Below are 7,988 nucleotides of genomic sequence, written 5' to 3'. Positions count from 1 at the left end.
CCCGACACCCCCGTCGTCACCCTCGACGCCCGCCGCCGCGACAGCGCCAAGAGCGCCCTCATCACCCTCGTCGAACACGCCCTCCTCGCCCGACTGCGGTGACGAACGTGCTCGCGGCCCACGGGAACCGGTGAACTCCCGTGGGCCGCGAGCACGTTGGCGCCGGTCGACTGACCAGTCGGCCGACCGGCTACTCGGCCGGCTGTTCGGTCGGCTCCAGTCCGGCCCGGATCAGGCCGTAGCTGTACGCGTCCTCCAGCGCCAGCCAGGAGGCGGCGACCACGTTGTCGGCCACGCCGACCGTGGACCAGGTCGCGGTGCCGTCGGTGGACTCGATCAGCACCCGGGTCTTGGAGCCGGTGCCGTGCTGGCCCTCCAGGATGCGCACCTTGTAGTCCACCAACTCGAAGGTGGCCAGCGGCGGGTAGGTGCCCTCCAGGGCCGCCCGCAGCGCCTGGTCCAGTGCGTTGACCGGGCCGTTGCCCTCGCCGGTGGCGATCCGGCGCTCGCCCTTGGCCCACAGCTTCACGGTCGCCTCGTTGCCGGAGACCCCGCCCGGGCCCTGCTCGCTGATGGTCCGCCAGGACTCCAGCCGGTAGAAGCGGTCCCGGCTGCCGCGCACCTCGTCGCGCAGCAGCAGCTCGAAGGAGGCGTCCGCGGACTCGTAGGTGTAGCCCAGGTTCTCCTGCTCCTTCACCTTGGCCACCACCCGGCCGGCCAGGTCGCGGTCGGTGGAGAGGTCGTAGCCGAGCTCCTTGCCCTTGAGCTCCACCGAGGCCCGGCCGGCCATGTCGGAGACCAGCATCCGCATGGTGTTGCCGACCAGCTCCGGGTCGGTGTGCTGGTACAGGTCCGGGTCGACCTTGATCGCGGAGGCGTGCAGGCCCGCCTTGTGGGCGAAGGCCGAGAAGCCGACGTACGGCTGGTGGGTGGACGGCGACAGGTTGACCAGCTCGGCGATCGCGTGCGAGATCCGGGTCATCTCGGCCAGCCGGCCCGCGGGCAGCACCCGGCGGTCGTACTTCAGCTCCAGCGCGCCGACCACCGGGAACAGGTTGGCGTTGCCGACCCGCTCGCCGTAGCCGTTCGCGGTGCACTGGACGTGGGTCGCTCCGGCGTCCACCGCGGCCAGGGTGTTGGCCACCGCGCAGCCGGTGTCGTCCTGGGCGTGCATGCCGACCCGGGCGCCGGTCGCCGCGATCACGTCCGCGACGGTGTCCCGGACCCCGGCCGGCAGCATCCCGCCGTTGGTGTCGCACAGCACCACCACGTCCGCCCCGGCCCGGTGCGCGGTGCGCACCACCGCGAGGGCGTACTCGCGGTTGGCCCGGTACCCGTCGAAGAAGTGCTCGCAGTCCAGGAACACCCGCCGGCCCCGGGAGCGCAGGAACTCCACGCTGTCCCGGATCATCTCCAGGTTCTCGTCCAGCGTGGTGCGCAGCGCCAGCTCCACGTGCCGGTCGTGGGCCTTGGCCACCAGGGTGACCACCGGCGCCCCGGAGGAGACCAGCGCGGCCAGCTGCGGGTCCTCGGCGGCCTTGCCGCCGGCCCGGCGGGTGGCGCCGAAGGCGACCAGCTGCGCGCTGCGCAGGTCCAGCTCGGCGGCGGCGCGGGCGAAGAACTCGGTGTCCCGGGGGTTGGCCCCGGGCCAGCCGCCCTCGATGAAGCCGACCCCGAAGTCGTCCAGGTGCCGGGCGATGGCCAGCTTGTCCGCCACCGTCAGGTTGATGCCCTCCCGCTGCGCGCCGTCGCGCAGGGTGGTGTCGAACACGTGGAAGCTGTCGTCGGTACGGGTGACCTCGGTCATGACCCTGGTTCTCCGTTCGGGGAGGTTCGGTACTGCTCGGCCGGATTCTCGTCCCGGCTCCACTGTCCAGGATCCCGCGCGCCGCCCCGGTGTCCCCGGGCCCCTTGTGGGGGCCGTCGGCCGGTCCGAGGTAAACAAAAAGACCCCTCGCGGGTGCGAGAGGTCTGCGCGCGGGTCTGGACGCTCGTGGTCGCTCCGCATCGGGTCCTGCGGAAGCGGTCACTGCGGACCGGCGCGCCTGCTGCTAATAATCAGCGAAAGCGAGGACACGTCGGCAGTCTGGCACACCATCCGGGATCCGGCCCGCCCCGTCTCGCGATGCGAAACGTGGCAGGCCGGAGCGGGCTACGGCGTCCGGGCTGATCAGGCGATCCTGTGCAGCCAGTTGTGGGTGTCCGGGCGCTCGCCGCCCTGGATGGCCAGCAGGGCGCGGCGCAGCTCCATGGTGATCGGGCCGGGCTCGCCGGTGCCCACGGTCCAGTCGGCGGCCGCGGACTTCACCGAGCCGACCGGGGTGATCACGGCGGCGGTGCCGCAGGCGAAGACCTCGGTGAGGGTGCCGTCGGCGTTCGCCTGCTGCCACTCGTCGGTGGAGATCTTGCGCTCCTCGACCGCGTAGCCCAGGTCGGCGGCGAGCTGGAGCAGCGAGTCGCGGGTGATGCCGGGCAGCAGGGCGCCGGACAGCTCCGGGGTGACGATCTTCGCGTCCTTGCCCTCGCCGAAGACGAAGTACAGGTTCATCCCGCCCATCTCCTCGACCCACCGGTGCTCGGCGGCGTCGAGCCAGACCACCTGGTCGCAGCCCTTCTCGGCGGCCTGGGCCTGGGCGACCAGCGAGGCCGCGTAGTTGCCCGCGCACTTGGCGGCGCCGGTACCGCCGGGCGCGGCCCGGACGTACTCCTTGGACAGCCAGACCGAGACCGGCTTGATGCCGCCCTGGAAGTAGGCGCCGGCCGGGGAGGCGATGATCATGAACAGGTAGGAGTTCGCCGGGCGGACGCCCAGGCCGACCTCGGTGGCGAACATGAACGGGCGCAGGTAGAGGCTCTGCTCCGGCTCGCTCGGCACCCACGCCCGCTCCTGCTGGACCAGCAGCTCGACGGCCTCGACGAAGGCCTCCACCGGCAGCTCCGGCATCGCCAGGCGACGGGCCGAGGCCTGGAAGCGCAGGGCGTTGGCCTCGGGGCGGAAGGTCGCGATCGAGCCGTCGGCCTGGCGGTAGGCCTTCAGGCCCTCGAAGATCGCCTGGCCGTAGTGCAGGGTCATGTTCGCCGGGTCCATCTCGACCGGCGCGTACGGGACCAGCTGCGCGTCGTGCCAGCCGCGGCCCTCCGTCCAGCGGATGGTGACCATGTGGTCGGTGAAGACGCGACCGAAGCCGGGGTTGGTCAGCCGGGACTCGCGCTCCGCCGCGGGGAGCGGGTGGGCGGAGGGCTTCAGATCGAACGTGATGGGCGCCTGGGTGGGCGTGCTCATGGCTGTTTCCTTCACCGTGGGGTTCGTTCGGGCCGCCACCGTCGAAGGAACGTCACGGCGATCCAACGCCGGAACGAACGCACAACGGCACGGCCCACTGTCGATACTCGCATCCAGAGGGCCGTGCCGAACAGTTGCCCGCTCCTTGGGGAGCTGCAAGCTGCGGTTATGCGGTCCGGCCCAGCTGGCCGGATCCGTTGTGGATTCCGGCCCGTCAGCCGGCTACTCGCCCGGCGAGCGCGTCGCCGACCTCGGAGGTGGAACGGGTGCCGGCCCGCTCGGCGAGGTCCGCCGCGACGGCGGCCTCCACCGTCGCGGCCTCGGCGGCGAAGCCGAGGTGCTCCAGCAGCATGGCGACCGACAGCACGGTGGCGGTCGGGTCGGCCTTGCCCTGACCGGCGATGTCCGGCGCCGAGCCGTGCACCGGCTCGAACATCGACGGGAACTCGCCGCCCGGGTTGATGTTGCCGCTCGCGGCCAGGCCGATGCCGCCGGTGACGGCTGCGGCCAGGTCGGTCAGGATGTCGCCGAACAGGTTGTCGGTGACGATGACGTCGAAGCGCTCGGGCTGGGTCACGAAGAAGATCGTGGCCGCGTCGACGTGCAGGTAGTCGGTGGTGACCTCCGGGAACTCCCGGCCGACCTCGGCGAAGATCCGCGTCCACAGGTGACCGGCGTGCACCAGCACGTTGTTCTTGTGCACCAGGGTGAGCTTCTTGCGCGGCCGCGCCTGGGCCCGGCGGTAGGCGTCGCGCACCACGCGCTCGATGCCGTACGCGGTGTTCAGGCTGACCTCGGTGGCCACCTCGTGCGGCGTGCCGGTGCGCAGCGAACCGCCGTTGCCGACGTACGGGCCCTCGGTGCCCTCGCGGACGACCACGAAGTCGATCTCCGGCCGGCCGGCCAGCGGGGACGTCACCCCGGGGAACAGCCGACCCGGCCGCAGGTTGATGTGGTGGTCGAAGGCGAACCGCAGCTTCAGCAGCAGCCCCCGCTCCAGCACCCCGGACGGCACGCTCGGGTCCCCGATGGCGCCGAGCAGGATCGCGTCGAAGCCCTTGAGCTCCGCCAGCACGCTGTCCGGCAGGGTCTCCCCGGTCCGGTGGTAGCGCCGGGCCCCGAGGTCGTACTCGGTGGTCTCCAGCTTCACGTCGGCGGGAAGGACGGCCTCCAGGACCTTCAGGCCCTCGGCCACCACTTCCTGGCCGATGCCGTCACCCGGGACAACTGCGAGACGAATCGTGCGAGACATGCTCGGACCTTACTGCGGTGTCCCAGGGGCTGACACCTCGCGTCCAGCATCTGGACCGGTCAGGTCAGGTCGATCTCCACCGGGAACGGCTGATCGACCTTCAACTGCTTGTGGTAGATGCCGGTCGGGAAGTACTTCCGTGCCGCCGGATCCAGTTCGTACGTATAGACGACCGGTCGCCCCTCATCGCACTCGACCCGCCAGAAGTGGCGGATGCCGGCCGCCGCGTACTTGCGGGGCTTGATCTCGCGGTCACGCTCCTGAGATTCCTCCGAAACGACCTCGACCGCGAGCAGGACGTGCTCGGCGGAGAATCCCGTCTGGCGATAGCCCGTGTCCGAGTCCTCGTGAACGACGAGGATGTCGGGCTCCGATCGATTGCGACGGTCAAGCGTGACCGTCATCTCGGGCCACACCTCCCAGCCATCCGGGACCGCCTTCTCCAGTCCGCGCTCCAACACTCGCTTCGCCCTCACGTGGAACTTCGTCTGCGGACTCACGAAGATCAGGCTCCCGTCGATCAGCTCTGTGTGCGGCGGGAGATCGGGCAGGCGGTCGAGATCCTCTGCGGTGTAGCCACCAGCAGGAGGCCGGATCCAGTCGGGGTACGGCGCGAGGCTCATGGTTCCTCCCATACGGGCATCCTGGTGGCCCTCCCAGGCTACTCGGCAAGGAGTTCCCGTACGCCACTCCGACGAGGGAGCGCGTGTGGCGGAGGGTGCGCCGGGGGCGCGCTTAGGGTGGCGGGGTCCGGGATTCCTGGCAGAACGGGGCGCGTGGGTGCGGAGCGAACGGCGGCGGGAGGTGCTGGTCTGCGGGGCCGCGGCCGGGCTGGCGGTGGGCGGGTTCGCGCTGGCGGCGGGGTTGCGCGGGCGGTGGCCGGCCGGGGCGGGCGCGGTGGCGGTGCCGTACCACGCGCACCTGTGGGACCTGCTGCACGGGCAGGCCGCCGGGGACCTGCTGTTCAACTGGAACAGCGGCTACGGCGCGCCGTTCCTGGCGGACTTCTTCGCCTACCTGATGAACCCGTTCTCCTGGCCGACCGCCCTGCTCCCCCGCAGCCAGGGCCAACTCGCCGTCCTCCTGGTCACCCTGGCCTCCATCGGCCTCGGCACCGCCCTGATGGCCCACCTGCTCGGCCGGCTGCACCCCGGCCCACGGTGGCTGCGGGTGTTCGCCGCGGTCGGGTACGGGTTGTGCTCCTGGGTGCTGGACGCCGGCGGGGGCGCGCCGATGTGGCTGTGGGGCCTGGTCTCGCTGCCGCTGCTCGGCCTGGTCGGGGACTGGTGCCTGCACGAGCGCCGCTGGGTGGCCGGCGCGCTGTGCGTCGCGCTCGCCTGGGCGGGCAACCTGTACACCGCCGCGCTGGCCACCGTGATCGCCGGACTCCTGTTCGCGGTACGGCTGTTCGCCACCCCTCGGAGCGTCCGGCACCGGGTCCGGGCCACCGGACGGGCGGTCACCCTGACCCTCACCGGGGTGCTGCTCGCCTCCCCCGTGCTGTTCGTCGCCGTCCGGGCCGCGCGCGGCGCCCAACCGGAGTCCCCGGTGCAGCCGCTCGGCCCGTCCGAGCTCGGCGGGCACCTCGCCCGGCTGCTGCCCACCGCCACCGGCGGGCGGCCGCTGCCGGACGTGGCGATCGGGGTGCTCGGGCTGCTGCTGGTGTGCGGTCTGCCGTTCAACCGGCGGGTGCGGATCCGCGAGCGGGCGGTCTGGTGCGCGGCGCTGCTGCTGGTGGCGCTCACCTTCCTCTGGACCCCGACCGTCCTGGTCTGGCACGGCCTGGCGATCCCGGCCGGCGGGCCGTACCGGGTCGCCTTCGTGCTCAGCGGGCTGCTGGTGCTGGCCGGCTGGGTCTCGCTCGCCCACCGGCCGGACCTGCTCACCCTGCTCGGTGGCGCCGCCCTGGTCGCGGTGGTCGCCGCGCTGGCGGCCACCCGGAGCCCGGTACCCGCCTCCACCTGGGTGCTGCTGGGCGTCGGCGGCGCCGTGCTGGCGGCCGCGCTCCAGGTGCTGGACCGGCGGCACACCGACCGCCGGGCGACCGCCCTGGCCACCTGGGTGGTCGGCGGCGCGGTGCTCGGCAACGCGGTCTGGTCCGGGTACGCGGCGTTCGGCGCGGCCCCCGACGACAGCGTCCCGCCCTCGGCGGTGCGGGCCGGGCACGCCGCCGTCCGGGACGGCACCGACTGGCCGGAGGGGCGCAGCGACCCCGGCCCGCACGCCTACACCCCCAATGACCCGCTGCTGCTGAACGGCCAGGGCGGCGGCTACTTCAGCGGCTACCTGCCGACCGTCACCGCCCTGCTGCTGCACGACCTCGGCGCGGGCTGGACGGCCGGCGGGCGGCAGACCGGGAGCGTCACCGACCCGGTCGGCCAGGCCCTGTTCGGGATCGGCGCCCACCTGGACGACGGGCCGCCGCCGGAGGGCTTCACCCCGGTCCGGGCCCCCGCGCCGCCGCTGGTCACCGTGCTGCCGCCGGGCGCCCGGCCCGGCACCTCCTCGGTCTGGGCCCGCCAGGAGTCGCTGCTCGGCAGCCAGGTGTACGACGTCCCGCTGCCCGTCCCGGCCGGCGGCCCGGCGCCCACCCTGCACGGCACCAGCGGCTGGTCGGTGCCGGGCGGCGGGGACGGCACGGTGTTCACCGCCGCCTGCACCCCGGGCTCGACGGCGTACTTCCACGGGGTCTGGTACTCCGGCACGGTCTCCGGGCTGGGCACCAGCTACCGCAGTGCGGGCGAGCAGCCCACCACGGCGGTGGCCGTGCACCGGCTGGGGACCGTCCCGGCCGACGGGGTGGTCCGGGTGACGCTGCGCTCGGACGTGGTCAGCCAGGTCCCGGCCCGCCCGATCGGCTGTCTGCGGGCCGACGCCCTGGCCGCCGCCGTCGCCCGGCTGAAGGCCACCGGCGCCACCCGGGTCGAGGCCGGCGGGCACACCGTCACCGCCACCCTCCCGCCGGGCTCCACCGGCACCGCGCTGGTCTCCGTCCCCGCCGCCGAGGGCTGGACCTGCACGGTCGACGGCGGCGGCGACACCGCCCCCACCCCGGTCCTCGGCATGATCGGCGTCCCGCTCGGCGGCGGCGCCGACCGGGTGTCCTGCGCCTTCCGCCCGCCCGGCCTCACCGAGGGCCTCACCGTCACCTCCGGCACCGCCGCCGTGCTCCTCCTGGTCGGGCTCTTCGCCCGCCTGTCCCGCCGCCGCCCCGCCCACACGCCCCGCCGTGACCGCCGGGTGGCCGCCGCGACCGGGCGGTGAGGCGCACCCGGGCCCGGTGAACGCGAACGGCCCGGTGGACGTGGACGGCCCGGTGAACGCGAACGGGCGGGCCGCCCGGGGGGGCTGGGGGGCGCCCGGGGCGGGGGGTTGGGTAGGTTGGGCTCACACGGCCCCGGGGGGGCCGGGGTGTTGGGGGGGGTGTGGCAGCACCTGGCTGTGTTTCGGCCG

5 protein-coding genes and 1 pseudogene are annotated in these 7,988 nt (G+C 73.5%); 2 read left to right on the top strand and 4 right to left on the bottom strand.

Going from position 1 to position 7,988, the window contains the following annotated elements:
• Positions 1–102 (top strand): annotated as a pseudogene (locus tag ABTZ03_RS43755) (ATP-binding protein); the annotation flags it as partial.
• 88 nt (positions 103–190) lie between these two features.
• Here the strand turns inward: ABTZ03_RS43755 and cimA are convergent.
• From cimA to ABTZ03_RS43735, 4 genes are all read right to left on the bottom strand, one after another.
• Positions 191–1,807: a citramalate synthase gene (gene cimA / locus ABTZ03_RS43750; protein WP_350518864.1), complete on the bottom strand. Its 1,617-nt coding sequence runs from the start codon at positions 1,805–1,807 to the stop codon at positions 191–193.
• Between the two features lie 363 nt (positions 1,808–2,170).
• Positions 2,171–3,283, bottom strand: a complete 1,113-nt coding sequence (locus tag ABTZ03_RS43745) for a branched-chain amino acid aminotransferase (protein ID WP_350518863.1) — start codon at positions 3,281–3,283, stop codon at positions 2,171–2,173.
• 214 nt (positions 3,284–3,497) lie between these two features.
• A complete protein-coding gene (locus ABTZ03_RS43740) occupies positions 3,498–4,535 on the bottom strand; it encodes a 3-isopropylmalate dehydrogenase (RefSeq protein ID WP_350518862.1) in 1,038 nt (345 codons plus the stop codon).
• Positions 4,536–4,594: 59 nt separating this feature from the next.
• A complete protein-coding gene (locus ABTZ03_RS43735; protein ID WP_350518861.1) occupies positions 4,595–5,158 on the bottom strand; it encodes a Uma2 family endonuclease in 564 nt (187 codons plus the stop codon).
• Positions 5,159–5,315: 157 nt separating this feature from the next.
• Here ABTZ03_RS43735 and ABTZ03_RS43730 point away from each other — a divergent pair, with 157 nt between their 5' ends.
• Positions 5,316–7,799, top strand: a complete 2,484-nt coding sequence (locus ABTZ03_RS43730; protein ID WP_350518860.1) for a YfhO family protein — start codon at positions 5,316–5,318, stop codon at positions 7,797–7,799.
• The last annotated feature ends 189 nt before the right edge of the window (positions 7,800–7,988 follow it).

This window comes from Kitasatospora sp. NPDC096077 (assembly GCF_040303245.1).
GTDB lineage: Bacteria > Actinomycetota > Actinomycetes > Streptomycetales > Streptomycetaceae > Kitasatospora.
Note: the sequence above shows the minus strand (reverse complement) of the source record. Positions and strands in the feature narration are given on the sequence as shown.

What these genes read in the sequence shown, in the direction of transcription:
- cimA (WP_350518864.1), bottom strand. Translation starts at nt 1,807, where the DNA reads ATGACCGAGGTCACCCGTACCGACGACAGCTTCCACGTGTTCGACACC.
- ABTZ03_RS43740 (WP_350518862.1), bottom strand. Translation starts at nt 4,535, where the DNA reads ATGTCTCGCACGATTCGTCTCGCAGTTGTCCCGGGTGACGGCATCGGC.
- ABTZ03_RS43735 (WP_350518861.1), bottom strand. Translation starts at nt 5,158, where the DNA reads ATGAGCCTCGCGCCGTACCCCGACTGGATCCGGCCTCCTGCTGGTGGC.
- ABTZ03_RS43745 (WP_350518863.1), bottom strand. Translation starts at nt 3,283, where the DNA reads ATGAGCACGCCCACCCAGGCGCCCATCACGTTCGATCTGAAGCCCTCC.